Below are 26,904 nucleotides of genomic sequence, written 5' to 3'. Positions count from 1 at the left end.
TTATTTTAAAGATGTTTGATCAAAATTAGGTAGATCCGCTTGCCTCGCTAGAATCTCATCACGCAACTCATCTAAGTTGATATTCCAAACATTTTGGAAATACGTACGTATGATGTCAAGTTTAGCCTCAATCAATGCTTTACCTTCCTCTCCTCCTCTGCTGATACGCTGGTTCCATTGCGCTGGCGACAATGTGATATAAAAGGAGTAAGTCTCTACAAAATCTTCATTGGGTTCTTTGGAAGCATATGGAGAAACGAATCCCAATGCGGTAGCTTCTGCTTCACTCTCATAGACATCACTCCAGGCATCCGATACATAACTCCTACCTGTAATCTGTTCAAAAGAAGCGGGATACCCTTTAGTCTGGTGTAAAATATGACCAAATTCATGATGCATAGTATGAAAGTATGTATTATTTAAAAACGCAATATCCTTTCCTGTGTTTGCATTCAATTGATTCAACAGATAAAGGGTGATTTTAACACCACCTTCCGCTGTTCCCAATACAAATGTTCCATTATTGCGATAAGCTGGAGAACCAATGTAATTCAACAATTTTGGAAAATATTTTCGAATAAAATCCTTACTACCAGTGACTTTATTATAAGGCTCAATACCGAGATGATATAATAATTTGGTCATTCTGACGGAACTTTCATAACTTGCAGGACTCAAATTATAATCTAAATCAGACTCCTTTTCAACAAATTTGTAAAGAATTGCAATATTATAATCCTTCGTATAGGTTTGATCTATATAATTGTCCAGTTCATTTTTTTCCACTTTCTGATCCACAAATATACTTTCAGGGTTCAGCTTTTCTTCAGAGCACGAAAATAAGAGCACCGAAGAAAACAACAATACATTAATCTTATTTAATATTTTCATAATTATCTTGGATTAGGTGTGTAACCGGCGGCAATAACTTCAGCAGGAATTTGCAAAGCCGCCCTTTTGTCACGCGCAATTAATTTTGTATCTGTTTCTACGGAAGCTACTGCACCAGAAGAACTCAATACACGTCTTTCTACTTCAATACCATAGCGTTTAACATCAAACCAACGCAGTCCCATGTGAAGAGTTTCTACACGACGTAAAAACAACAGTGCATGGAGCATATTCTCCTGTGTACCAACCTCAAATGGAATCATCTGCGGATTCAATGCTTTCTTTGCTGTGGGTGATTGAGCAGAAGAATAATCTATTCCATTTGCCCATGTATTGATACTAGCTACCGTAAAGTTTACTGGCGGTCTTACCAGGGTATTGTCAACCCAACGCTTCATATCGACCGCAGCATCATCGTATCGTTTCAGGTGAATAAGAGCTTCAGCACGAACCAACATCGTTTCTTCTGTAGTAAATGGTACATAAGCACCACGGGCATATCCAATTCCTGCGACAGGGTCCGTATACTCGAACATATACGAAACACGGGGAAACAATACTTTATCTAAATTTGTTCCTGCATAAACAGAAACACGTAGTACATAACCAGTTGCACCTAATTTTCCATAAGGCCCTTGCGCCATGGCTGTTTCATTGTTTGCCAAAAATGCGCCATGGGAATACCTCGAACCATAGGTATAGGGGCCAAATATTACACCATGTTGCGTTGCGGCAGTGGCTACCATTAAATTGGCCTTTTCTTCACTCTTTGTATAGGATATTGCTCCATTTGGAAATCCTCTACTTCCAACTGCGTCAGCGGCAATCCTTTCATAATTTCGAAGTAAACTCGTTGGATTCGTTCCAATCGCTGCATTGGCAAAACTGACGGCTTTTTCCCAATCTTGCATATATAGGGCGACTCGAGCGCGTAAAGCGTTTGCAGCCCTAGAGTTCATATGATATTTGGGGGTGGATCCGAACGAAGAATCATCAATCAGCGGAATAGCTTCATCTAGATCAGCTACGATATAGTCATATACTTCCTGGACTGTATTCCGTTCATATTTCGGGTCGAGATCTTCCTCTGCGGTGGTCATATAAGTAACTCCTAAATCTGTTGCCGCATTTGCTTTCGTATAATGCTGCGCAAATAAATTAACGAGTGTAAAATGATTATAGGCTCTTACAGCCAAGGCTTCTCCTTTTTGAGGATTTAAACTGGCTGGATTCCCCATTTCTTCGATTGCTTTTAATGCCGCATTTGCACTAGCAATCGCTTTATAACAAGCTTCCCAGACGTCTTTAGGTCCCTCATCCTGATTGTCTGTAACATCTTTCCAATGGAATAACTCTTCCATAAAACGCTGACTATTGGGATTGGTAGGGCCATAATCATCGACATTATCTGATGAAAGTTCAGCACTCATCAAATAGGCCACCTCTGGATAAGCAGAGACCAACAACTTATCAATTTTAGCCTCAGTATCAAGTGTTGCACGATTGTCAGGCATTTCATCTAAAAACTTATTGCAGGATGATAAACCCAAGCTACAAATCAATGCAACTGCTATATATAATTTTCTATTTCTTTTCATTTCAATTACGATTTAAAATTTTGGTTACAAGCCTAAACGTAAGGTCAATGTATATTGTCTCGCAATTGGAGCAGCTACCCCTCCAGCATTGACAAACTCCGGATCTTGTCCATTCAGCTTTTTATCCGCATAAATCAAGAATAAATTAGTTGCATTAAAACGTAATCCTAAGGAGTTAATATTCCACGCTTTCACTAAATCCTTCGAGAATTCATAGCTTAATGAAACATCTTTCATACGAATAAAATCACCTTTCGCCGTACGTACTGATGAATAATTATAGGCACTATAGGCATACTTCAAATCGTTGGCATATGCCCTGTTCTGCCCGGTTGTAGCAATAATAGGTACGTTCGTGAAGGCTTCATCTCCCGCCACCATCCAACGGTCCGCAAACTCCTTGGTTGATGCCGTTAAATCTGAATATTCGTTGGAAAATACGGGATTAAGTCGTACAACATTACCAAATGAGTAAGTAATAAATACATTTAAACCAAAGTTTTTATAATTAAACATATTCCCCAAACTTCCTGTATGAATAGGATCACTTGGCCCTTCATATTTTAAAAAGCCAATTTTATCCCGTTCTTGAAAATTTAAATCCGTAACAGTTTCCTGATTATTTGTATTTAAAAAGACCGGCAATCCTTCATCATTCAATCGTACGAATGGTATAGAGTAGAGTCCACGAACGGGGCCTCCTTCTAGGGCAAATCCAGTACCTGTGATGAGATCCATCACTTGGCTTCTAGTGTCCAAACGCGTCACCTTTGTTTTCACATTAGAATAAATAAAGTTTGACGTCCATTTAAATGCCTGATCGCGAAAGATATGGCCAGTTAGGCTCAACTCAGCTCCGTGCGATTTCATATCAGCCACATTACCAAATTTAGAAATCTGCCCGCCTAACCCTTGGGTATTGATAATACCGATCAAATCAAAGTTATCGCGTTTAAACCAATCAAAATCTAGATTTATCCGATTATCTAAAAATCCCATGGACGTTCCAATATTCAACTCATGCTTTTTTTCATAAGTCAAACCATTGTTGGCCAAATCTGCTATTTCTAAACCAGATTCGGCATCTCCCGCCGTAGGGCGCCATGGAGTATAGGAACGATAAACCGCATACGAATTTGTGACAGTCGATGGTCCTCGATCGCCCGTTAAACTATAAGAGCCTTTTAAGGTAAAATGTGAAAAAGCTGGTCTCAAGTTTTCAAAGAAGTTTTCCTCATGTGCATTCCATGCTCCGGACAGGTTCCAGCTAGGCATCCATCTCGCAGAGGTTGCTTCACCTAATTTATTTGCACCCTCATATCTAAATGTACCATTCAATGTATATTTCCCTGCATAGGAATAGGTCACATTTGTAAAAAAAGCAGCTTGTTTGTAACGCGTATTTGAAGGGTCATTTTTATTGTTCCGGTTGACGGAAAAATAAGGTGAATTCTCTTCTTGACCACGCTTAAAAACCCTATAATCGGTAAAAGGACTTTCTCCTAAATCATATTGGATTCCCCAGCCTCTAAACCAGGTATTGTTGCGTTGCGATGAGGTAAGTTCGGATCCAGCAAACACATTAAGAATATTGTTTTGATCAAAGGTCTTATTATATTGAGCAGTAAAACGGAATAGCTGCTCAAACATGGTGTAGTCAGTCCGATTATAAATTCCACCTTCTGGTAATACCGAAATAGGTCTTGCATAAGGATCATCCGGATCCGTATACAGGAAAGGATTTTTATCACGAATGGTCGTGTTTTCAGGTTCTGAGATACCCGCGCGATAAGCCATTGCTTGGTTCGAACGATCCTTGATATAGTGGTGCTGAGTCGTAGACTGATAACGAACTGAACCAAAAGCTCCTAACTCTAAGCCAGGAATAACTTTCCATTTCAAATCCCCTTGAAAACGTAGATCGGCTACATCAATATCCATATAATTGTTTTCCAATTCATGCAGAATATTAAACGCAGCGTAGTTACGGGTGTAGAAGGTATTTGGATCTAACGTACGCGATGTATTCATCGCATATGCATATGGGTTAATATCAAAGTCACGCTTTACTTGGCCAAAGACCACATCTTTAGATTGACCAAGGGTACCCGGTGCCTGTTGTTTACGATATGACCCATTGGTAATAATATTAAGCTTAAGACGATCTGAAATATTATAATTAGCATTCAAATTTCCAGTATAGCGATTTACTTTACTACGTTTCGTCCAGCCCGGATCTACAAGACCACTGATGGAAGAATAATATTGCGATTTTTCAGTTCCAGAAGACATACTCACAGAATGGTTATGCTGTAGGCTTGGTTGGAACAGTTGACCAAACCAATCTGTATTTCGAAATTCAGCTTCTTTAAGGAAGTTATTGACATTATGTCTATCGGTGAACAGATCATTTGGGATCTCGCTTCGTTGGATGCGCCTATATAAATCGCCATAAACACCACTATTACTAGCGACCGGTAAATCAGCAAATCCAATATATCCTTTATTGTACATGTCGTCATATACAGACATTTGCTCTTGCGAATTCATAATATTGAATTCGGAATATCGAGGTGTAGCACGTGTCGTGTATTCTCCTGTATAGTTAAGCGAACTGCGGCCCGCTGTACCTTTTTTAGTCGTAATTACGATAACCCCCGCCATAGCCCGAGCTCCATAAATTGAGGTTGCCGAGCCATCTTTTAAAATCTGAAAGGATTCAATATCATGCGCATTTAGACCTGCTACCGCAGAACTTATTAACGTCAATGCGTCACCAGAGGACAGTTCATCTGAGTTAACGTCGGCAACATCCTCAATAATCACTCCATCAACGACCCAAAGTGGTTTTGAGCTTCCATAAATAGATGTAGCTCCACGGACACGGATTTTTGGTGCTGTACCGAAAGTTCCTGTTACGTTTTGAACCGAAACCCCTGCTACTCTTCCTTCTAAACCACGACTAGGGTCAATCTGTCCGCCGATTTGCGCTGCTTCACCTGAAATCTGTGAAGTAGCTCCAGTAAATAACCGTTTATCAAGACGTTGTCCCATACCAGTGACAACAACTTCTTCAATCTGTTTTTCATTTGAAGCCAAAACGATCGCAATAGCACTTCGTCCTTTAACCGCGACTTCGACAGTCTCATAGCCAACATAACGAACAACCAAAGTGGCATCTGAACCGGCATTTATTCGAAAGCTGCCATCAGGAGCTGTCTGCGTAGTAATATTTGCACCCTTCACGGACACAGTGGCTCCTGCTAAAGTGCTTCCTTCTTTACTCCTGACTGTCCCTGAAATCCCTTGCTGAATTATATTGCTAGATGCAGCACCTTGAGTTTTGCCATTTACAGATATCGTATTCGCAATAATCTTATAATCGATATGATTATTGCGTAAAACAGAATTCAAGGCTTCTTCAACGGTTGCATTCTTCAAATTTACACTGACACGTGATTTAGAATCGATATTCTCCCCGTAAAATAGCTGTAGGTTGGACTGTTTGGAAATCGCGCTGAGCGCTTCTTCAATCCGTGCATTTTTCATTTTCAACGTAACTTTCTGCGCAATGCCGTTGGCTTGGACTCCGGTCACAAAGGCGAAAAGAAGGCAGGTACTAATTTTCATAATACGTAAAGGTTTACAAAACCGAGGGTCATGAGGTATCAGTCGCCACGTTTTGCCAAATGGTAAGTTATTCATACATTTACTCTTTGTGGTTAATAGGGTTTACTTAATTCGCATTTTTAATTTTTTAGGCCTTTTAATCATTCCGGAACGGGGATGCTGCAACATTCCTGTTCTTTTTTTGTATAAGGCTCGTAGGTTAGGTATCAATTTTTCACATAAGCACTTTTATTTATTTTCTATAATTAATTCTTTTCCACGAAGTTCAAACTTCAAATCACAAACATAGGTCAGCATTTCCAAAACTTGCGATAGCTTGACATCACGCTTAAAATTACCTGTATACACTTTATTCAATGCGACATCTTGCTTAAATTTGACCTGGATGTCATACCATTTCGAAAGCGTGGAAGCGATTTCCACAATTGTCTCTTTCTTAAAATAAAACTGATTATTATGCCAAGAAAGATCATGCTCTAAATCTGCCGTTCCTTTATGAAGCTGGCCAGCAATAAGGTTAGCATATTCTCCAGGCTCCAGAATGATCACATCCCCCGAGTTACTTACTTGTACTCTTCCGGAAGACAATGTCGTTCGAACATTATTACTATAAGCATTGATATTGAAATGTGTACCTAACACCTTCACTTCATTCCCCTTGGATTCTACAAAAAATGGACGCTTGGCATCATGGGAAACTTCAAAATAAGCTTCACCCTCCAAAACGACACGACGTTCTTTATCGGGAAATTTTACAGGAAATTTAAGTTGAGAGTTTGCATTCACCCAGACTAGGGTACCATCTTCTAAAGATAGTTTGTAAAAATTCCCTTTGGGAACGACCAATGTATTAAATTGCAATAGTACGTCTTCTGCCGGAACGTCCATTCGAGCGATATTATCTGCAACGAATTTTGGATCTACAGTTTTGCGCGACTTCTCCAAAGGCATAATCGATCCATCAGCCAAAACCAATAGAGCCCCCGACTCGGCAGGTGAAATATCTGTTTTTACCAAACGAGCAGATGATGCTTGATCAGAAACTATTCCTTCCTCATGGAGGATATAAAAGAGCGACGTCGCCATCAATATTAAAATAACGGCTGCAGCACCAAAAAGAGGAATATAATTTTTCTTAATTCTCTTTGGGGTCCGCTGAATGTTACGCCAAGCAACGTCTTCATCCAAATCACCAAAAAAGGTAAGATCTCCCTCTATATTCTTTGCGTCCTGAAAGCTTTCAATTAAATCATCATTGCGCTTATCAGATTTTCGCCAATGTTCAATTGCCTCCCGTTCCGCTATGGTTTCGTGACCTCGAAGCAATTTATTAATGAGTCTGGCAATGTAATTGGTGTTGGTGTTCATATCTATAGGTTAGAAACCCTATAGAATGGCGAAGGGTGACAATAAATTAAAATTATTTTAACAAAAAAATAATAAGGGGTAAAAACTCGGGATGTAGCCTCTCCATCAAGATTTTCATCCCACGTTGTTTTTGGGTCTTAACTGTGTTTACACTAATTTGAAGTCGTTCTGTAATTTCAAGATTTGACAACCCCTCCAAATAGCCCATCTTAAAAATCTGTTGACAAGCGGAAGGCATTTGGGCAATAATTCGATAAACTTCATTGATCACTTCGGTATGAATAATGGAAAGCTCAACGGAATGCTCATCTTCCTCATTGAATTCAACCCGCGTCCAATACTTTTCCTTTACTTTTTCATGACGTAAATGCTTTAAACAAGAAAACCGCACAGCAGTATATAAATAGTTTCGCACAAACGCTTCGGATTCATCCATCCGCTGTTTTTCTCTGAAAAAGGTAACAAAGGCTTCCTGTACCAGATCTTCGGCAACAGAAGATTCTCCCACAAATTTCCATGCAAAATGACATAAACTTTTATAATGCTGTCTAAATAACTTTTCTTCAGGTCCCATACGATAAAGCGAAAGTGGGTGTAATAAAAAAATTGATCAGTTACTATTAACGGAGTCCGATAAACTAGTCTAGCATAAAGATAGAGATTTAATCTTATTTTAACAATTATTAACATATTTATTACCTATTTTGCAAAGACCATCAAGATAATTACAATGAAAATACGTAGTTAACTAACCTAAAATATTTATCTCGGCTATCATTTTATCATTAACAAATTCCATTACGAGCAAATCCATTCTTATATTTTTTACGTTCATTCGATACAAAACACATAAAAATCTCGGTTTTTCCGAGTTTTTTTACTATATTGGAAACTTTCAAAAAACCTTCATCGCCCTATTAGCGTTGACTAAGATGAAATATCGAAGGTTCTAATTGACAAGTAAAACAAACACTTCAATAAAAATTAAAACAAAGACTAAATGCTATTTACTGTTCTGTCAGGATTAATAACATCGAGCCTTATTGTTCCATTTGGTCGTTTCCTAAAAACCAAATGGGGTTTTATTCTCGCATTCTTACCGGTACTTCTATTTCTATATTTTGCTCAATATATTGTACCTATTGGTCGAGGCTCCTATTTTGTACAGTCAACCTCGTGGGTGCCCTCTCTAGGTATCAATCTGGATTTTAAACTGGATGGGCTATCCCTACTTTTCGCCTTATTGATTACCGGTATCGGAGCCTGTATTTTCTTCTACGCGAATGCCTATCTTAAAGGGCATCGGTATATCGATCGATTCTTTGGCTATCTCTGCTTATTTATGTCAGCGATGCTGGGGCTTGTCCTATCGGACAATATGTTATTATTATTTATCTTTTGGGAACTGACTTCAATCAGCTCATTTTTTCTCATTGGATTTAACAATGACAACAACGATTCACGCAAAAGCGCATTGACCGCTCTATCCATCACGGGTCTAGGTGGCTTCTTTCTACTGGCAGGTTTCATTTTACTGGGTAATATCGCAGGTACTTATCATATTACAGCACTGCTCGACAAAGTATCACTCATTCAACAACATCCACTCTTCCCCTTGGTATTTGGCTTGGTCGCACTTGGAGCAATTACAAAATCTGCACAGTTCCCTTTCCATTTTTGGTTACCTGGTGCCATGAAAGCGCCAACGCCAGTCTCGGCCTACCTCCATTCTGCAACCATGGTCAAAGCAGGTATTTATCTTTTGGCCCGCTTTTCGCCGATTCTTGGAGGGAACCCCATCTGGATGTACTCCCTGATGGCCATTGGTGGCTTTACCATGCTCTACACCGCCTTTCATTCGCTGTTCAGAACAGACTTAAAAGGCGTTTTGGCCTATTCAACGATATCCGCACTAGGAATTTTGGTTTTTTTATTGGGTCTTGGTACAAAGGACGCCATTATTGCAGCATGTGTCTTTATACTTGTACATGCCTTATATAAAGCCGCTTTATTCCTTATTACGGGAATTATAGATCATGAAACCGGGACAAGGGATCTGACGGTTTTACGGGGACTGCGTAAGGTTTTGATGCCTGTCGCTATCGCAGGTTTTCTTGCTGCACTTTCCAGTGCTGGTATTCCGCTTACTTTTGGATTTATTGGAAAAGATCTGATCTATGAGGCAACACTACACGCAGCACCGGATTTATTTCTCTATTTGACAGCGGCTGCGGTCGCAACAAATATATTATTGGTCTCCGCTGGATTTATGGCCGGTATCAAACCTTTTATGGGGAAGTTGCCCGAACAATTCAGTAAAATCCATCTGCCTTACAAAGCCATGTGGATCCCACCATTACTTTTAGCCGTTCTTGGTGTTATTTTTGGCTGTATGCCCGGACTTATTGGTGAGTGGATTGCAGGCCCAACCGCGGTAAGTATACTTGCCAAAACGGAAGTTTTTCAGCTAAAAATCTGGCATGGCTTTAATTTAATCCTGCTCCTAAGTGCAATTACAATTGCTGCCGGTACGCTACTCTATTTCGTAAACAGACCAAGTAATAACAAATTGACCTGGATTGCGAAATTCAATAAGATTTCTCCAGAATATATGATCAATCTGTGTGCACAGGAAATTGTATTGTTCTCCGCTTTCTTCACAAACAAAATGCACAACGGCTACTTGCGTTCATATTTATTAAAAATCATCTTATTTGCGGAAGTATTGATCGCCTACCAGCTATATCTCGGGGGGCCACTCCATATCAAATGGGAAACACTATCGCCCGTGAGCTTCTACGAAGTAACTACGGTCTGTATTTTGATCGGTGCTATTGTATTGACCATACGAACCACATCCCGGTTGACAGCAGTCGTGGCCACTAGTGTCGTAGGCTATGCCATATGTCTTATTTTCGTATTTTACAGTGCTCCAGATTTAGCAATGACCCAGTTTACAATAGACACCCTCACGGTAGTACTCTTTGTCTTGGTACTGTTTAAACTCCCTTCCTTCCTGAATCTGGCAAACAGACGCACCGTCATTCGTGACGCCATAGTCGCTGTAATTTTTGGCGTTTTGCTGTCCATGGTAGCACTCCGTGTCCTGCATGAACCAACAACGACTAATATCAGTGATTTCTACGGCGACTATGCTTATGTGCTTGCTAAGGGTAAAAATGTAGTCAATGTACTGCTTGTGGATTTCAGAGGCTTTGACACCATGTTTGAGATTGTCGTGTTGAGTATTGCTGCATTGGGTGTATACAGCTTATTAAAATTACGTTTAAAACCTTCGGATAAAGAATAATGATGTTTAACAGCTATGGGTCCGTAAACGGACATAGCATAATGCATAGCTAAATAGTAACAAATGAACAGTACAATATTACAGACCGCAACGCGATATCTATTACCGATACTCTTACTTTTCTCGGTATTCCTGCTATTAAGAGGGCACTATTACCCTGGGGGAGGGTTCGTGGGGGGCTTGGTCGCTTCTATTGCCTTTGTTTTGCATAGTTTTGCCTTTGGCCCACAAAACACCATGAAATTGATTCAATATAAACCCTTATCCCTCATCCCCATAGGACTGGGTGTTTCGGCGATAAGCATGTTCCTGCCCGTTTTCTTTGGCTATCCCGTGATGACGGGACTGTGGCTTGAGGAAAAAATTCCAGTCATCGGAATGATCGGAACAGCATTGTTTTTTGACCTTGGTGTATATTTTGTTGTTATTGGCGTCGTGCTTACAATTTTATTTACAATTGCGTTAACTACTGAAGAAGAAGAATAATGGAACTGATTCTTGTCTTATTAATAGGCATTTTATATGCCGCTGGGATATACCTTATCCTCCGTCGAAGCATGGTAAAACTGTTGTTGGGTATTATGTTACTGGGCAATGGCACCAATATACTGATCTTCTTATTGGGCAATATTATTAAAGGAAAACCGCCTATTATTGCACCAGATCTGAAAGTATTCACCGATATTTATGCGGATCCAATTCCGCAAGCTCTTATTTTAACAGCCATCGTGATTAGCTTTGGCCTAACCTCCTTTGCCATCGTTCTGCTCAAGCGTGTCTATGCATTGCTGGGTACAGACGATTTGGATGATTTGAACACCCCTGAGGAAGAAGATATATGATAGACAACCACATTATTGCCACGATCATCGTGCACTTATTTATTGCTATTGTCCAACTGATGTTTTGGCGCAAATCTACTGCACAACGTTTCCTGAGTGTTGGTGGAAGCTTGCTCGTTCTTATTCTTGCTTTTAAATTATTCTTCAAGGTCTACGAAGGTGGTATTTTAACCATGAATGCGGCCAATTGGAAAGCTCCCTTTGGAATTGTCTTTGTTGCGGATCTATTCAGTAGCACCCTTGTCCTTCTCACATCAATTGCAGGTCTTGCTGTCTCCATCTTCTCCTGTGTCGGCGTGGGCCGCCAGCGTATTCTCTACGGATATTTCCCGATCTTCCACTTTTTAATGATGGGACTGAATGGAGCCTTTCTCACTGGTGATATCTTCAACTTGTATGTATGGTTTGAAGTCATTATCATTTCTTCGTTCGTACTCATGACATTGGGTGGGAGAAAATCCCAACTGGAAGGGGCTGTAAAATACATGGCCATGAATATCTTGGCGTCCACATTTTTCTTAACAGGGATAGGCATACTTTATGGTATTTCAGGATCATTGAATATGGCCGACTTAGCTTTGCGTATCCCAAAGATACAGAACCAAGCGTTAGTAGAAATCACAGCGACATTTTTTCTGATCGGTTTTGGTATTAAATCTGCCGTATTTCCACTTTACTTCTGGCTACCATCATCTTATCATACCCCGCCCTCGGCAGTAGCGGCGACTTTCGGCGGCCTATTGACAAAAGTAGGTATCTACGCATTATTCAGAGTGTTTTCTTTGCTATTTATTCCCAATCATTTTACCAAAGAACTACTGATCGCACTAGCCATATTGACAATTTTGACCGGTGCCTTTGGTGCATTGATCAAAACCAATATCCGAAGGTTGTTTTCCTATTTAATCGTTTGCCATATCGGCTTTATGATTGGCGGGCTGGGCCTATACAGTAAATGGGCCTTACTAGGAGCAATATTCTATCTCATCCACGATATCATGGTTAAAACCAATTTATTCCTAATTGCTGGTGTTGTACGTCAACTCCGCGGTACCATGGATATGAATAAATTGGGTGGACTGTATGCACAATACCCCAAAATTTCTTTACTTTTTGCCCTTGTTCTTTTTTCTCTTGTCGGCATACCGCCCCTATCGGGTTTCTGGCCCAAAATCTATTTATTCCGGGACGCGTTCCAGCTCGAAAAGTATGCCTTTGCAGGAGCCTTGATCATCGGTAGTTTTATCACTTTGTTTGTCATCGCCAAAATGTGGGCACAGGTATTCTGGAAAGATGCACCTGACCCAGAAATAGTTGAAGATAAATTTGCAGATATGGTTGGGTATAAAAAAACAATGCTCATACTCCCGGTTGTTATTTTGGCATCTGCGTCGCTGTATATCGGGCTCAATGCCGAGGCTATCATTCATGTGGCGGATCAGATTGCTACACAATTATTGGACACATCACCTTACATAAACGCTGTACTAGGAGGGCAGAAATAATATGATAAAGCAGTTTTTAATGAACCTCATGTTATCCTTTATCTGGGTTGCACTGACGGGATCAATGTATTACTCGAACTTTCTATTCGGTTTTATGCTCGGATTTGGCATACTCTGGTTGATGAACAGAAATGAAGCCGATCAGCGCTACTTCTATCGGGTACCTAAAACATTGAGTTTTATTCTTTTTTTCCTTTGGGAAATGATCGTTGCTAATATTCAGGTTGCCTATGATGTCATCACACCGAAATTTTTCATCAAACCGGCCATTGTGAAATATCCTATGGATGCAAAAACAGATTTAGAAATCAACCTACTTTCAACTTTTATTTCGTTAACACCAGGCACACTTATACTCGATGTAAGTGAAGATAAAAAGACGATCTTTATCCATGTGATGTACATGAAGAACAGGGAACAGTTTGTCTCTACCCTTAAAAATAATGTTGAACGAAGACTTTTAGAACTCTTAAGATGACTTTAAACAGCTATTTTGACTATGTAATTCTCCCAATCTTGACTATTTCAGTCATATTGGCTTTTATTCGCCTGTATAAAGGACCTCAGATATTTGATCGTGTTATTGCCTTAGATCTTATTATTACCATTGGAATCGGTATCATTACCGTCTATAGTATACGAACTTCGCAGGAAGTATTTTTAGATATTGCCATGATATTAGCACTTATCGCATTTCTTGGCACAATCGCATTTTCATTTTATTTAGAAAAACAAAGCAAAGATGAATGATATTACTTTAGCCATACTAAGCACTATAGGGGCACTGGCCATATTGTTTGCTTCTATTGGCATCTTGCGGATGCCGGATTTTTATTTACGTCTTTCGGTAACCGTCAAGGCAGCAACACTCGGTGTTGGGCTATTGCTCATTTGTGCTGCTGTCACTTTCCCGGATGTATCCGTGACTACAAAGGCCATAGCTATTGGTTTCTTTCTGATTCTAACGGCGCCAGTTGCAGCACACATGATTGGCAGAGCCGCATACATACAACGCGTAAAAACATGGAAGGGAACCACCTTAAATGATCTAGAAAAAGAGGGAAAATTAGATTGCAGAAAAGAAGATTTTTAAGAAAAGTCCATTGAGCCTTTCTTAAAAATCTTCTTACCTTGATTAAAATAGAATAAAAACAGGAGCAGGCACAGAAATTTCTTTCCCGGTATCTGTTAACAAACCAGTTTTCGTATCCCGGCTAAACAAAACAATGTTGTTCGTGTATTGATTGGCAACTAAAAGATATTTACCATCTGGAGAAAGATTGAAATTGCGCGGTCCCTTACCTTTTACCGAATTATTGGCTATTTTCTTTAATTCTCCATCTTTCTCTACCGAAAAAGTAGCTATCGTATTGGCATCGCCCCTATTGGTTGCATACAAAAATTTGCCATCAGCAGACATCTTGATATCTGCCCCACCGTTACTTCCTTTAAAACCTTCCGGATTGATATCAAATGTACTTTGATACATCCAGGCATTGCCATCTTTCTTATAAAAGGCAATTTGACCCGTCATTTCCAATACAACATACAAGAATTTCTCTTTCTTATCAAAAACGATATGTCGCGGGCCGCCCCCAGCAGGAGTAAAGATATCTTCCGATTCCTCAGCGAGGCTATAGGTATTTCCAGCTTTATTGACTGAATAAATTGAGACCTCGTCCAGGCCAAGATCTTGGATATACAACTTATCGCCCTTTTTAGAGAAAAAAGTAGAATGTACATGTGGTTTTTCTTGCCGAACTGGGTCAACTCCCTTACCTTCATGTTGTATCAGTCGCGCTCTTTTACTCAAGACACCATTACTTTCTAGATCAAATAGAGCCGCAGATCCGCCCGTATAGTTTGCTACGGCCAGCAGGCTTCCGTTAGGATGGACCTCGACAAAACAAGGCGCCCCTCCACCTGAAGGGAGTGAGTTTAGAAATGTTAAATGCCCGTCTTTAAAAGAATAAGCAGAAACTGTCCCTTCTTGATTCGGAACCTCATTAACAGCATAGATAAAGTTGTTACTCCGGGCGAGAAATGAAGGGTCTTTACTCTCCTGTGTACTCAACAACGTTGCATTACCAGTTTTGACATCAAAATTATAGACATAAATACCTTTGCTTTCAGTTTTGCTAGTGTAAGTACCGACAAACATAGGAGTCTGTTGTGCAAAACTAGCGAAAGGTAAAATTGTCATTAAGTAAATAAATGCTTTTTTCATCGAAATTATTTTATAAATTGATACCCATGTATTTAATGAGATCGTTGCTACGGGTTTGTGTATACACTATTTGCGACCTCGATTAAATTTATGTATTCATTTTTCGGTGCTTAAATTCAAAAACCCGCAACCATTTTATCGGCACAAATATCGTCAATAGACTTGTTAAATTTGGTTAAAACCGCCCTTTCTAATAGGCAAATGCGTATTTTAGCGCATCAATTTTAACAATTCCAAAATCACCCATTTAAAATATTGGGAGTGCAAAAATATTGTTAAATAAAAGTACGAATAATTCATATAATCTGATAATTTTGTGCTGTTGTTCAAAAAAGTATATATTGAATATAATTAGCTTACATATCTGCAAAGGCCTGAGCCTTTAATAATGAATAAATCATGAACAAATGACCGAGTGAAAAGAGCCCATTTAAACAAATGGTGGACACTCATAAATATCATAAATAATTTATACGAATGAAAAAAAACATTTATATATTGTTTTTATTGCTTTTAGCTTCAATTCAGGCTAGTTTAGCGCAACGTCAGGTGATTGACCGTGTTGTCGCAACAGTTGGATCGGGCATTATCTTACAGTCCGACGTGGATATGCAATATTCGCAATGGTTAGCGCAAGGAAACAAACCTAATGAAAACTTTAAATGCGGTGTACTTGAGCAATTAATCATTCAGAAACTGCTTTCCCAACAGGCCGTAATTGACTCTATTGATGTAACAGAAACCGAAGTTGACGACAACCTTAACTCCCGTTTACGCCATATGTCACAACAGGCTGGAGGTCAAGAACGTCTTGAGAAATTTCTCAACCGCTCGTTATTACAATACAAGGAAGAAATGCGTGCAAGTGTTTTTGAGCAGTTGAAAGCGAACAAAATGCAGCAAAACATTGTTCAAAAAGTTGACGTAACACCATTGGAAGTAAAACGTTATTTTGAAGGCCTGAATCAAGATAGCCTCCCTTATTTCAATACTGAAGTCGAAATTGGTGAAATTGTCATGATGCCGAAGTTGACAGATGAGGAAAAAAAAGAACAACGAGACAAAATTGAAGGTATCCGAAAACAGATTGTAGAGGGCTCTGATTTTGGTACAATGGCTCGTATATATTCCCAAGACCCAGGATCAGCACCCTACGGTGGCGATTTGGGTTTCGGTACGCGCGACAACTACGTCAAGGAATACTCTGCAATGGCATTTAAATTAAAACCTGGAGAAATATCGCCCATTGTAGAATCTAAATATGGATTCCATATTATTCAGGTACTCGAAAGACGTGGCGAAGAGGTTCACACACGCCATATTCTAATGAAGATTAATCCTGGTGCCGCAGCGTTAGAACGGACTAAAAATAAACTGGACAGTATCTATAAATTAGTCGTTGACAAAAAAATGGATTTCTATCACGCTGCCACAAATTATTCGGATGCAGAGGAAAGTAAATTCAATGGTGGTATGATCCTTAATCAAGAAGGCTCAAGCCGTACCACAGTAATTCCTATGGATGGCTTGGAAAAATCAGTATTTACAGCAATCGATCAGCTAAAACCGGGAGAATACTCCAAACCAGCGCAATTTACAGACAAAATGGGCGATGTTGGCTATCGCTTCAATTATTTAAAAACGCGTATTCCTCCACACAAAGCTAATTTGGACGAGGATTTTACCAAAATTAAAGAGGCGGCCAGACAAGATAAAATCAATCGCAATCTGAGCAAATGGTTTGACGATAAATCCAAAACAACATTTATTGATATCAGTGACGAATTTGGTTCATGTGATGAATTGAAAAAATGGAGAAAATAATAAGCTTAAAACACTTATCACCTAAAAAGGGCTTGAATATCAATTATTCAAGCCCTTTTTATTTTCCAGTCTCCGTTATTATTTCTCAAACATCATCTCAATCAGGATATTCCAATTGGCCTTCTTCACATCATCTTTCGCCAATTCACTGAGTTGCCAGATGCGAATATAATTATACTTGACAACTTTATCCTTCTGTCTCACCGTTGCCGTTCCTTTTGTATAGGCAAAATCTCCACTATACGAACGTTTTACTTCTTCGGGGACTGTTTCTATCGTCATTCGTTGCTTTTTGAGATAGGCCATCATAGTAGCCTTTCCTTCCATCGGACTAGTCCAGGGAAACAAAAACCGTACATCCTCACTTAAAAACTCCTTATAAGCGGTTGGGTTGTCGGCTTTCAATACTGTCGACATTAACTTGTCTGTTTCTAAAACAATATCTTCCCGCTGATTTAAGCGTACTTTAGAACGATGTTTCAGATACCAAGAATCGGTAGGTTCGATATATTCCAAATCAAATTCACCGTCGTTCCCATTGTTTTCCACTTCGGCGCGAATATCGACCAGCCACTTGCCCTTCTTATTCCGCTTCCATACGGTGAGATATTCTCCGTGTCGCAATCGCGCACCTACCTTCTGAAAATCCATAGACCCCGAAGTCACGCCGAACTCCTGACTCTTCGCAATCAGCGCAAACGTAGGTTGCCAATGCAAGACATCCGGAATATTTGGTCTATTATTCAGATAATTATAAGCATTTACTGCCGACGGAACATAAAACGTAGATTCTTTATCAATAATCGAAAGAAATGCCTGGTGCGGTGTAGATGCTTTAGCCAATGCTGCTGCATCCTTATCTGCCTGCAGTAGGCTGCCAACTTTCTCGGGTATCTGTGCATGTAGTGTTGTACCAACAACACTCATCATTGTTACAACAGATAGCCTATTCCAAAAATTCATACGCAAAATGATTTCCTCTTTTATAAATTCGATTTCTTCTCTATCAAATCTTATTCCAAAGTGTTCCTTCTTTACTATCTTTCAATTGAATTCCAATAGTATTAAGCTCATCACGAATACGATCTGAGGTAACGAAGTCTTTATTTGCTTTTGCTTCATTACGTAGCTTAATAACCAGATTCATGACATCGTCAATATCATCAGATGCGGATGTCTGATCGTTTCTAAGCCCGAGGATATCCTCGACAAATTCTTTCATGAATACTTTCAAGTTTTCCAATCCTTCAGCCGACACTTTCGCTTTACCATCATAAATTGAGTTGATGATACGTACAATTTCAAATAGCTCGGCGATGAGTACTGGACTATTAAAGTCGTCATCCATAGCGGCGTAACACTTGCGGCGGATTTCAGCTAAATTAAATGAATCAGCACCTTTCGATACTTTCAATTTATCTAAGAGGCTTATAGCAGTCATTAGGCGCTTATAACCCTTGTCGGCTGCATCCAGTGCCTCATTTGAAAAATCCAAAGTACTTCTATAATGCGCCTGTAGCATAAAGAAGCGTACAGCCATCGGCGAGTATCCTCTATTCAGTAAGGGATGATTTCCTGTAAATAACTCGCCCGGCAAGAATCCGTTTCCAGCAGATTTAGACATACGGGCACCATTTACAGTCAACATATTGGTATGCATCCAGTACTTTGCAGGACTCGTATGGTTACATGCTTCAGACTGTGCAATTTCATTGGTATGATGTGTAGCAGCCAAATCCATTCCACCACCATGAATATCAAACTGATCGCCCAGGTACTTTCTGCTCATGGCTGAACACTCGATATGCCAGCCCGGAAAGCCAACGCTCCAAGGAGCGGGCCAACGCATGATCGTTTCGGGTTTTGCTTTGATCCACAAGGCAAAATCCAAACGCCCCTTTTTCTCATCCTGACCACTCAATTCACGGGTGTTATTGAGCATATCCTCTAATTTACGATTGGTCAATATCGTATAATCATATGTTTCAACGTATTTTTCAACATCAAAATATACGGTACCATTCCTTTCATAAGCATAGCCATTCTCCATAATCTGTTCGATCATCTCGATCTGCTCGCAAATATGCCCTGTCGCCGTAGGCTCAATACTTGGCGGCAAGGTATTAAAAAGACGCAATACGTCGTGAAAACCTATCGTATACTTTTGTACAATTTCCATAGGCTCCAACTGTTCCAATTTTGCCTTTTTTGCAAATTTGTCATCTCCCTCATCACGATCGCCTTCCAAATGCCCCGCATCCGTAATATTGCGCACATAACGCACTTTATAACCAAGATGACGTAGGTATCTAAAAATCAAATCAAAAGACACGAACGTCCGACAGTTACCCAAATGTACATCACTGTATACAGTCGGGCCACAGACGTACATACCAACGAGATTGGCATGAATGGGTTCGAATTTTTCTTTTGTTCGCGAAAGTGTATTGTATAAAACGAGATTATGGTCCATGTCTAATCGCTGCTTGAAAGCTATTTTTGTCTAAAGTATATTTGAATTGGCACACCAGTAAAGTCAAAATTATCACGTAATTTATTCTCTACAAAGCGCTTATATGGATCTTTGATATATTGTGGTAAATTACAGAAGAACGCAAACATCGGTGTTCTTCCTGGCAATTGTGTTACATATTTAATTTTGATGTATTTGCCTTTTAAGGATGGTGGTGGATAGTTTTCAATAATATCCAGCATCACTTCATTCAGCTTGGACGTTGGGATTTTCTTTGTTTTGTTAGCATATACCTTATCAGCAACCTCCAACACCTTAAGAACACGTTGTTTTTCAGTCACCGAAGTAAAAACAATAGGTACATCAGTAAACGGCGCTATTTTTTCTTTGATGCGATCTTCGAACGCCTTCATGGTCTTATTATCTTTTTCGATCAAATCCCATTTGTTGACAACGATCACGATACCTTTGCGGTTTTTCTCTGCCAAGTTGAAAATATTAACGTCCTGCGCCTCTAATCCATCTTGCGCATCGAGCATTAAAATCGTCACATCAGAATCTTCCAACGCTTTAATAGTACGCATGACCGAATAAAACTCGATATCTTCATTTACTTTGGATTTGCGACGAAGACCTGCAGTATCGATCAATAAAAAGTTGTGTCCATATTGATTATAATGAATACGGATTGAATCACGTGTTGTACCAGCCATTGGCGTAACAATATTGCGATCTTTACCGATCAATGCATTTGTCAAAGAGGATTTACCCACATTTGGGCGACCAACAATCGTATATTTAGGTAAAGCTTCATCTTCTTCCTGCTCTTCTTCAAAATGAGAGACAACAGCATCCAACAGTTCTCCTGTACCCGATCCTGTAGCGGAGGAAATATTGAAAACCTCTCCTAATCCAAAGGCATAAAACTCAGCCGATTCATGGTGCAATTTTGCGTGATCGACTTTATTCGCCACCACATAAACAGGTTTGGAACTTCTTCTCAGAATATCAGCGATTTCGTCATCCAAATCCGTAATTCCGGTAGTGACATCTACCATAAAGATCACGACCGATGCTTCTTCAATAGCGATATAGACCTGATCACGGATTGCCTCTTCAAAGACATCATCTGAACCATGTACAAAACCACCTGTATCAATTACTGTAAATCTCTTTCCGATCCACTCGGCTGTTTCATAATGACGGTCGCGCGTCACCCCACTAAAGTCATCGACAATCGCTTTTCTACTTTCTGTAAGACGATTGAATAAGGTAGATTTACCAACGTTTGGACGACCAACAATTGCAACAATATTTGCCATATTTATTTTATTTGATCCACCCACTATCACAGCAGGTGGCACTTTTATGCTAAAATTATACTTAAGGGAACAAAGATACGGATTCGAAAGGGATAATTGAGACACAAAAACAAAAATGGCTTTACCGTGAAGTAAAGCCATTTATATTGATTAAATGATCGTATACATTTAATTCTAATTAGACGTTGGATTCTGTGTCAACTTACCAGGATATGAGTTTATCGCATCTTGTGGTATAAAATAGGTTACTCTAAAATCTGTTGGTGCAATATCTTCGAACTGCTTCTGCGGTCCAGGATATGTTCTATTTAGAGGTTCTCCGTTGCGAAAAACATCGTAACTGCGTTCCGCCTGATAGGCCAGCTCCAGTTGACGTTCTTTATCAATCAATTTAAATGCATTACTTGCATCGAGCGATGCGTAGCCACCATTTACAATAGAACGATTTCTGATAGTATTCAAATCATTTAAAGCAGCGCCATAATTACCTAATTTTGCATTAGCCTCAGCACGGTTTAAATAAATTTCACCTAAACGGCTGATGACTGGTGAGTGCAACTGTGATTCCTCGCCTTCACGTGAGCACTTCACAATATAAAACTGTGGATAAGCACGGTTTAAGGAAATATAATAATCAATCATACCTACATATGTTTTACCATCTGCATACGAAATTTTATAGGTTTGCTGTGCAGCATTGACAGCAGTCAATGTATAGACATTTTCACCATCTTTACAAGTAATGGTATTACCGCTAATAGTAACAGGAGCCTGCACATAACTCAATGTAACCGGATCACCTGCTTTTTGGGGCACATCCTGCTTAATAAATCGAAACACCGTCGAATATTTCCCGGCATCATCTTTTGAATAAGTAGGTTCAATAAAGGCTGCGCGCGCATCGACAATCGTATAATGATCAGGTCTCCAGTCATTGCGACCAGTTTCATTCAATAAATCAATGTACTTGGCACTGGAATACATCTCACCCCAGCCCATACCACCGATATTCGAGTACATACCACCAATACCATAATAGTGATCATCGCCCGAAAATTCAGAAGCCACGCGTTTCACTGCAAAGATGGTCTCCTTGTTATCTTCAGGTCTAAATGTATTGTATTTCATAAATTGCTCACGGCCCAATAGGACATATTTGCCTGAGTTAATCACTTTATCCGCATATTCTACAGCAAGACGCGCATATTCCGCATTTGGATTTTTATACGTACCACTCATATACAGATAGATACGGGAAAGCATGGCTTGCGCTGCACCCTTAGACGCATATGCTGCCCCTTTATCAATTGTCATTAAAGCTTCTGCTTTTTTCAGATCACTGATCGCTTGCGCGTAAGTATCTTTTACAGACGCACGGTCTGGTAAATTCAAATCATTGAAAACATCTTCAGGTGTACCATTGACAATCGGAACGCCTAAATTTGTTTCTGGACTTTGGTAGTAAGGCTTCCCGAATGCGCGACAAAGGTAAAAATACATCATCCCGCGGATATAGTAACATTCACCTATTTTATTATCCATTTCTGGACTCTGACCTTCAGCAAACATCTTGATCAGGTTCGACGATTGGGCAATCGCTTTATAACCGCTATCCCAAAAGTTCTGCAAACGGTAATTATTCGGTGTTCTTGCATAGGAGATAAATTCGTAGAACGCATCTGTGGATGACCCGCGGATCATCATATTATCACCGGCATATTCACCAAGACGGTGCATCGGATCAGACCAAGCTTTTAACTGCGCATAAGTACCTGTTACCATTGCATCAGGATTACTTGCTATATTTTCTTCGTCCATCGAAGTATAAGGAAGACGATCAATATCGCAGGAGGATACTGCCGCTGCGATCAAAAGTCCGATTAATATCTTTTTCATTATTGGTTTTCTAAACGTTAAAATTAAAATGTCACACTTGCGCCGAACATGTATTTACGAACCATTGGATATACAGAAACGCCTGTAGATCTGATCATTTGACCACCCCCGCCTTTACCATCTGGTTCAGTCAATGGAAGCTCCGGATCAACACCCGAGTAGTTTGTAATCGTAAACAAATTCTCTCCAGCTAAGAATACACGTAAATTTTTGATGTTATACTTTTTCAGATCGAAGTTGTAACCCAAAGTCAAGGATCTCATTTTTAAGAAATTGTTACTTTCCAAGAAGCGTGTTGACGGTGAATTGCCTTTATCTTGGTTATCGTATCTTGCAATCGGGTGAGTGGCAACATCGCCAGGTTTTTCCCAACGGCTCCAACCATCCTGTAACTTCATCTGGTTACGATCCGTATAGGTTCCATCCGAATCAAATTCCTGACGCGAGTAATTATATAATTTACCGCCCAAGGAGAAACCGAACACGGCATTCAGGTCAAACTGCTTATAACTTAAAGCCGTACTGAAACCGCCGAAAAGATCCGGATTTCCTTTTCCTACATTACGGAAGGTTGCATTGGAATAGTTCGACGTCGTTGTCCTTGTTTCATTGCCATTGGCATCTGTCTCGTATCGATACCACATTGGCAAACCATTATCTACGTTAACACCAGCCCACTCTTTTAAGTAATAGGTATCTATCGGAAAACCAGGTTGAAGCAGACGTTGCGCTGATCCAGCGATACCCGATCCGTCACCTGCGATAATTGGTTTTGAAACTAGATTACCATTGGCATCTTTTGTCGCAAATAGCTCGGTCAATTTATTCATATTGTGACTCAAATTAACATCCAAGCTCCAATGTACATTGTCATTTCGAACGATGTCGCCACCAATGGTCAATTCAATCCCCCGGTTTTGCATCTTACCAATATTTTTCCAGATAGAAGTGACACCGGTCAGACCGCTGATTGGCACTTGATAAAGTACATTATCAGTCTTCTTGTCATAATAATCAACATTGAATCGCAATCTATTCTTAAACAAGGCTGCATCAACCCCAAAACCAGTTGTGTAGGTTTTTTCCCAAGTCAGATCTTTATTACCGATTTGGCTAATTAATGCCCCTGGTATACCATTGTAACTTGATGATGCAGACACCGAGTAAAGACTATATTGCGGATATAATGAACTTGGTCTATTACCTACCGATCCATAAGCCGCCCGCAGTTTCAAATTATCTACCCAATCAGCCTTGAACCACTCTTCCTTATTGATATTCCAGCCACCACTAACGGAAAAGAAGTTTCCATATTTTGCATTGGTACCAAAATTGGATGCTCCATCTCGACGGAACGACACCTGTGCCAGATATTTATTATCGTATGCATAGTTTGCATTCGACAAGAATGACTGTACTGCCCATTCGGAAATTCCGCCTTTCGTACGTTCTGGCTTTGCAACAACATCCAATACCTCGAAACCATTGACAATACCCGTTCCGTAAGCATCTAAAGTTTTTGTCCAGTAGTCGTTAAATTCGTATGCAGCCAATCCATTCAGACTATGTTTATCCCAGGTCTTGTTGAAACGCAAGATTTGGTTGGTATAACGACGCGCAAACTCCATGCGGTAATCCGTCACACGCCCAATTACACTTTCACCGCTGTTTGATCGCGGATCTTGATAACCACTGTCAGAATACGTATTGTAGCGATAATTGTTGACAGAAGAGAAGGTCAACCAATCCGTTAATTTGACATCGAAATCTAAGTTACCCATAAATTCATAATTGGTATTGGCACTATGATTCCATTGCAAGTCATACAAGTAATTCGTGCTTGCATTATTGACCCAGCCACTATAACGGTGTGGCACTAAATTTCCATTTGCATCGTATGGACTATCCCAAGGTAGGTTTCCATACATGGCATTGACATCATATTGACGATCATCTACCGCACGTCTCGAACCGGCAATAGATGGCTTGATGGTCAACCAGTCAAAAGGCTTATAGTTAGTACGTAATCTAAAGTTATAACGATCGTAATCATACCCTTTTACAGCACCGGCTTCGTTGTAGTACCCTAAAGACAAATAAGACTGTAGTTTATCATTTCCTCCCTGAATGGATAAATTGTGGTTTTGAACAAATCCAGTCTTCGTTGCCAGCTTCCACCAATCAAAATTGCTATTGCGCAAGTCCGAATTCCAACGTGGGAATTTGATATCAGCGGGATTCGAAAATGAAGCAAAGTAGTCATAAAGTTCAGCCCCGTCCATCATTTCCATGTGTCCATTGGAAAGTTGGTTGATACCCATTTTTGTAGAAAAGCTAATGCTTGTTTTGGAAGCCGAAGGATTTTTTGTTGTAACGACAACAACACCATTTGCACCTTGAGAACCATAAATAGATGTTGAGGCAGCATCTTTTAGTATAGTCAATGATTCAATGTCATCTGGATTGATATCACCTGGGCTTGAGCCAACGATAACACCGTCAATAACCCACAACGGACTCGTCGTACCGCTTAGGGTTGCCTGACCACGAATCACAACACCACCATTTGATCCAGGTTTACCAGCTCCTGGTGCAACATATACACCGGCAGCCTTACCATTCAGCATATTCTCAACCGATGGCGTAGTGACATCACGTAATTTGTTTCCTTTAACCGCCTGAAGAGCGCCAGTCAAACTTTCTTTTTTCTGTTGTGTTCCATAACCAACAATAACAACTTCCTGGAGTGCCTCACTATTAGACTCCAGATTGATATTGACAACCGGTCCTGTCACTATCACTTCTTGTGCTTTATACCCCACACTCGTAATGACCAGTACATCACCATTTTTAGCATCTATTGTAAAACGTCCATCTGCTCCTGCCGATGTCGATTTACCGCTCCCCTTAACGCTAATAGTTGCTCCAGCCAATGGGCCGTCCGTCGACTGCACTTTTCCATTCACTTTTTGTTGATAAACAGCGCCATGCAACAATACATTTTGGCCCGCAACTGGAAGATCATTAGCATTTGCCAAGTTGTGCGAACTTGATAGGAGTAAAGCTATTGATAACAGACTCAACTTGTGATTTTCAAGAATCTTTGAAATCATAATATTTTATAGTTAGTTTAAAAATTGATTAGCTTACTAATCAAAATTTAGGTACATGAATGCTAAAACTAAAGTAAGATGGTAGGATATCAAAATTTACAAACAACGAAATCGATTGCGCCAATTGGACAAACGATTGCATAAACACGCATTATACAACCTATCACACGTGCACGAAGAAGAAGCATAAAGCTGTATCAAAAATTGATCTTTAAATAAATGTGGACAACCAAACAATGGGAAATTAGATGAAAGGAAAGTGCGCCTACCCTGGAGGATATACCATGGCTACAATAGATTAGTAGCGCATAAAAAAAGCCAAGATATTCATCTCAGCTTTTTCCTTTAGTAGCGGGGACCAGACTCGAACTAGTGACCTTCGGGTTATGAGCCCGACGAGCTACCAACTGCTCCACCCCGCAATGTATTTTGAATCTCTTAAAAAGAACCGGCCATTGCAACCGGCTCTTCCTTTAGTAGCGGGGACCAGACTCGAACTAGTGACCTTCGGGTTATGAGCCCGACGAGCTACCAACTGCTCCACCCCGCAATGTATTTTGAATCTCTTAAAAAGAACCGGTTATTGCAACCGGCTCTTCCTTTAGTAGCGGGGACCAGACTCGAACTAGTGACCTTCGGGTTATGAGCCCGACGAGCTACCAACTGCTCCACCCCGCAATGTATTTTGAATTTCTTAAAAAGAACCGGCCATTGCAACCGGCTCTTCCTTTTAGTAGCGGGGACCAGACTCGAACTAGTGACCTTCGGGTTATGAGCCCGACGAGCTACCAACTGCTCCACCCCGCAATATATTTTGAATTTCTTAAAAAGAACCGGCCATTGCAACCGGCTCTTCCTTTTAGTAGCGGGGACCAGACTCGAACTAGTGACCTTCGGGTTATGAG

At 40.1% G+C, this 26,904-nt stretch carries 19 protein-coding genes and 4 tRNA genes; 8 read left to right on the top strand and 15 right to left on the bottom strand.

Annotated elements, in window-relative coordinates; translation table 11 throughout:
* From J2X77_RS19350 to J2X77_RS19330, 5 genes are all read right to left on the bottom strand, one after another.
* Nucleotides 1–891: a putative zinc-binding metallopeptidase gene (locus J2X77_RS19350; RefSeq protein WP_209580389.1), complete on the bottom strand. Its 891-nt coding sequence runs from the start codon at nucleotides 889–891 to the stop codon at nucleotides 1–3.
* Nucleotides 892–893: 2 nt separating this feature from the next.
* A complete protein-coding gene (locus J2X77_RS19345; protein ID WP_209580386.1) occupies nucleotides 894–2,489 on the bottom strand; it encodes a RagB/SusD family nutrient uptake outer membrane protein in 1,596 nt (531 codons plus the stop codon).
* Between the two features lie 24 nt (nucleotides 2,490–2,513).
* Nucleotides 2,514–6,119 (bottom strand): SusC/RagA family TonB-linked outer membrane protein, encoded by a 3,606-nt coding sequence (locus tag J2X77_RS19340; protein ID WP_310082088.1) that lies wholly within the window; start codon nucleotides 6,117–6,119, stop codon nucleotides 2,514–2,516.
* Nucleotides 6,120–6,347: 228 nt separating this feature from the next.
* Entirely contained in the window at nucleotides 6,348–7,487 is a 1,140-nt protein-coding gene (locus J2X77_RS19335) for a FecR family protein (protein ID WP_209580383.1), read from the bottom strand.
* A gap of 52 nt (nucleotides 7,488–7,539) precedes the next feature.
* Nucleotides 7,540–8,061, bottom strand: coding sequence for an RNA polymerase sigma-70 factor (locus J2X77_RS19330; protein WP_209580379.1), 522 nt, complete (start codon nucleotides 8,059–8,061; stop codon nucleotides 7,540–7,542).
* Between the two features lie 426 nt (nucleotides 8,062–8,487).
* Here J2X77_RS19330 and J2X77_RS19325 point away from each other — a divergent pair, with 426 nt between their 5' ends.
* The 7 genes from J2X77_RS19325 to mnhG all read left to right on the top strand — a co-directional run bounded on the left by J2X77_RS19325 (nucleotide 8,488) and on the right by mnhG (nucleotide 14,237).
* Entirely contained in the window at nucleotides 8,488–10,797 is a 2,310-nt protein-coding gene (locus J2X77_RS19325; RefSeq protein WP_209580378.1) for a putative monovalent cation/H+ antiporter subunit A, read from the top strand.
* 63 nt (nucleotides 10,798–10,860) lie between these two features.
* A complete protein-coding gene (locus J2X77_RS19320) occupies nucleotides 10,861–11,283 on the top strand; it encodes a Na+/H+ antiporter subunit B (RefSeq protein ID WP_209580377.1) in 423 nt (140 codons plus the stop codon).
* Nucleotides 11,283–11,639 (top strand): Na+/H+ antiporter subunit C, encoded by a 357-nt coding sequence (locus J2X77_RS19315; protein WP_209580376.1) that lies wholly within the window; start codon nucleotides 11,283–11,285, stop codon nucleotides 11,637–11,639. Before J2X77_RS19320 ends, J2X77_RS19315 begins: the two co-directional genes overlap by 1 nt.
* Nucleotides 11,636–13,144, top strand: coding sequence for a proton-conducting transporter membrane subunit (locus tag J2X77_RS19310; protein WP_209580374.1), 1,509 nt, complete (start codon nucleotides 11,636–11,638; stop codon nucleotides 13,142–13,144). The genes J2X77_RS19315 and J2X77_RS19310 overlap by 4 nt, the downstream gene beginning before the upstream one ends.
* A gap of 1 nt (nucleotide 13,145) precedes the next feature.
* Nucleotides 13,146–13,622: a Na+/H+ antiporter subunit E gene (locus J2X77_RS19305; RefSeq protein WP_209580364.1), complete on the top strand. Its 477-nt coding sequence runs from the start codon at nucleotides 13,146–13,148 to the stop codon at nucleotides 13,620–13,622.
* Nucleotides 13,619–13,894, top strand: coding sequence for a monovalent cation/H+ antiporter complex subunit F (locus J2X77_RS19300; protein WP_209580362.1), 276 nt, complete (start codon nucleotides 13,619–13,621; stop codon nucleotides 13,892–13,894). The genes J2X77_RS19305 and J2X77_RS19300 overlap by 4 nt, the downstream gene beginning before the upstream one ends.
* The gene (gene mnhG, locus J2X77_RS19295) at nucleotides 13,887–14,237 is read left to right on the top strand and encodes a monovalent cation/H(+) antiporter subunit G (RefSeq protein ID WP_209580360.1); all 351 of its coding nucleotides are present in this window, start codon (nucleotides 13,887–13,889) and stop codon (nucleotides 14,235–14,237) included. Before J2X77_RS19300 ends, mnhG begins: the two co-directional genes overlap by 8 nt.
* A gap of 42 nt (nucleotides 14,238–14,279) precedes the next feature.
* Here the strand turns inward: mnhG and J2X77_RS19290 are convergent, their stop codons facing one another.
* Nucleotides 14,280–15,371: a lactonase family protein gene (locus J2X77_RS19290; protein ID WP_310082085.1), complete on the bottom strand. Its 1,092-nt coding sequence runs from the start codon at nucleotides 15,369–15,371 to the stop codon at nucleotides 14,280–14,282.
* Between the two features lie 477 nt (nucleotides 15,372–15,848).
* Here J2X77_RS19290 and J2X77_RS19285 point away from each other — a divergent pair, with 477 nt between their 5' ends.
* Nucleotides 15,849–17,195 (top strand): peptidylprolyl isomerase, encoded by a 1,347-nt coding sequence (locus J2X77_RS19285; protein WP_209580356.1) that lies wholly within the window; start codon nucleotides 15,849–15,851, stop codon nucleotides 17,193–17,195.
* Between the two features lie 78 nt (nucleotides 17,196–17,273).
* Here the strand turns inward: J2X77_RS19285 and J2X77_RS19280 are convergent, their stop codons facing one another.
* The 9 genes from J2X77_RS19280 to J2X77_RS19240 form a co-directional block, all read right to left on the bottom strand.
* Nucleotides 17,274–18,158, bottom strand: coding sequence for a DUF4440 domain-containing protein (locus tag J2X77_RS19280; RefSeq protein ID WP_209580354.1), 885 nt, complete (start codon nucleotides 18,156–18,158; stop codon nucleotides 17,274–17,276).
* 43 nt (nucleotides 18,159–18,201) lie between these two features.
* The gene (gene cysS / locus J2X77_RS19275) at nucleotides 18,202–19,668 is read right to left on the bottom strand and encodes a cysteine--tRNA ligase (RefSeq protein ID WP_209580352.1); all 1,467 of its coding nucleotides are present in this window, start codon (nucleotides 19,666–19,668) and stop codon (nucleotides 18,202–18,204) included.
* Nucleotides 19,669–19,688: 20 nt separating this feature from the next.
* Nucleotides 19,689–20,990 carry a ribosome biogenesis GTPase Der gene (der, locus tag J2X77_RS19270; RefSeq protein WP_209580350.1) on the bottom strand — a complete coding sequence of 434 codons (1,302 nt, stop codon included), beginning with the start codon at nucleotides 20,988–20,990 and terminating at the stop codon, nucleotides 19,689–19,691.
* 174 nt (nucleotides 20,991–21,164) lie between these two features.
* A complete protein-coding gene (locus J2X77_RS19265; RefSeq protein WP_310082080.1) occupies nucleotides 21,165–22,886 on the bottom strand; it encodes a RagB/SusD family nutrient uptake outer membrane protein in 1,722 nt (573 codons plus the stop codon).
* Nucleotides 22,887–22,909: 23 nt separating this feature from the next.
* Nucleotides 22,910–25,999, bottom strand: a complete 3,090-nt coding sequence (locus J2X77_RS19260; protein ID WP_310082078.1) for a TonB-dependent receptor — start codon at nucleotides 25,997–25,999, stop codon at nucleotides 22,910–22,912.
* A 349-nt stretch (nucleotides 26,000–26,348) separates the two neighbouring features.
* Nucleotides 26,349–26,421: transfer RNA gene (locus tag J2X77_RS19255), tRNA-Met, on the bottom strand.
* Between the two features lie 55 nt (nucleotides 26,422–26,476).
* Nucleotides 26,477–26,549 (bottom strand) — tRNA-Met (locus tag J2X77_RS19250).
* 55 nt (nucleotides 26,550–26,604) lie between these two features.
* Nucleotides 26,605–26,677, bottom strand: a tRNA-Met gene (locus tag J2X77_RS19245).
* A gap of 56 nt (nucleotides 26,678–26,733) precedes the next feature.
* Nucleotides 26,734–26,806: transfer RNA gene (locus J2X77_RS19240), tRNA-Met, on the bottom strand.
* Between the last annotated feature and the right edge of the window lie 98 nt (nucleotides 26,807–26,904).

Origin of the sequence: Sphingobacterium sp. 2149 (assembly GCF_031455655.1) — a bacterium.
Classification (GTDB): Bacteria; Bacteroidota; Bacteroidia; order Sphingobacteriales; family Sphingobacteriaceae; genus Sphingobacterium.
The sequence above is the reverse complement of the archived record's forward strand: the minus strand, read 5'-3'. Positions and strand labels throughout refer to the sequence as shown.

Bases quoted from the DNA above. Each gene is read 5' to 3' on its own strand.
- J2X77_RS19260 (WP_310082078.1), bottom strand. From the start codon at position 25,999: ATGATTTCAAAGATTCTTGAAAATCACAAGTTGAGTCTGTTATCAATA.
- J2X77_RS19345 (WP_209580386.1), bottom strand. From the start codon at position 2,489: ATGAAAAGAAATAGAAAATTATATATAGCAGTTGCATTGATTTGTAGC.
- J2X77_RS19325 (WP_209580378.1), top strand. From the start codon at position 8,488: ATGCTATTTACTGTTCTGTCAGGATTAATAACATCGAGCCTTATTGTT.
- der (WP_209580350.1), bottom strand. From the start codon at position 20,990: ATGGCAAATATTGTTGCAATTGTTGGTCGTCCAAACGTTGGTAAATCT.
- J2X77_RS19265 (WP_310082080.1), bottom strand. From the start codon at position 22,886: ATGAAAAAGATATTAATCGGACTTTTGATCGCAGCGGCAGTATCCTCC.
- J2X77_RS19350 (WP_209580389.1), bottom strand. From the start codon at position 891: ATGAAAATATTAAATAAGATTAATGTATTGTTGTTTTCTTCGGTGCTC.
- J2X77_RS19320 (WP_209580377.1), top strand. From the start codon at position 10,861: ATGAACAGTACAATATTACAGACCGCAACGCGATATCTATTACCGATA.
- J2X77_RS19335 (WP_209580383.1), bottom strand. From the start codon at position 7,487: ATGAACACCAACACCAATTACATTGCCAGACTCATTAATAAATTGCTT.
- J2X77_RS19290 (WP_310082085.1), bottom strand. From the start codon at position 15,371: ATGAAAAAAGCATTTATTTACTTAATGACAATTTTACCTTTCGCTAGT.
- mnhG (WP_209580360.1), top strand. From the start codon at position 13,887: ATGAATGATATTACTTTAGCCATACTAAGCACTATAGGGGCACTGGCC.
- J2X77_RS19315 (WP_209580376.1), top strand. From the start codon at position 11,283: ATGGAACTGATTCTTGTCTTATTAATAGGCATTTTATATGCCGCTGGG.
- J2X77_RS19305 (WP_209580364.1), top strand. From the start codon at position 13,146: ATGATAAAGCAGTTTTTAATGAACCTCATGTTATCCTTTATCTGGGTT.
- J2X77_RS19280 (WP_209580354.1), bottom strand. From the start codon at position 18,158: ATGAATTTTTGGAATAGGCTATCTGTTGTAACAATGATGAGTGTTGTT.
- J2X77_RS19310 (WP_209580374.1), top strand. From the start codon at position 11,636: ATGATAGACAACCACATTATTGCCACGATCATCGTGCACTTATTTATT.
- J2X77_RS19285 (WP_209580356.1), top strand. From the start codon at position 15,849: ATGAAAAAAAACATTTATATATTGTTTTTATTGCTTTTAGCTTCAATT.
- J2X77_RS19340 (WP_310082088.1), bottom strand. From the start codon at position 6,119: ATGAAAATTAGTACCTGCCTTCTTTTCGCCTTTGTGACCGGAGTCCAA.
- cysS (WP_209580352.1), bottom strand. From the start codon at position 19,668: ATGGACCATAATCTCGTTTTATACAATACACTTTCGCGAACAAAAGAA.
- J2X77_RS19300 (WP_209580362.1), top strand. From the start codon at position 13,619: ATGACTTTAAACAGCTATTTTGACTATGTAATTCTCCCAATCTTGACT.
- J2X77_RS19330 (WP_209580379.1), bottom strand. From the start codon at position 8,061: ATGGGACCTGAAGAAAAGTTATTTAGACAGCATTATAAAAGTTTATGT.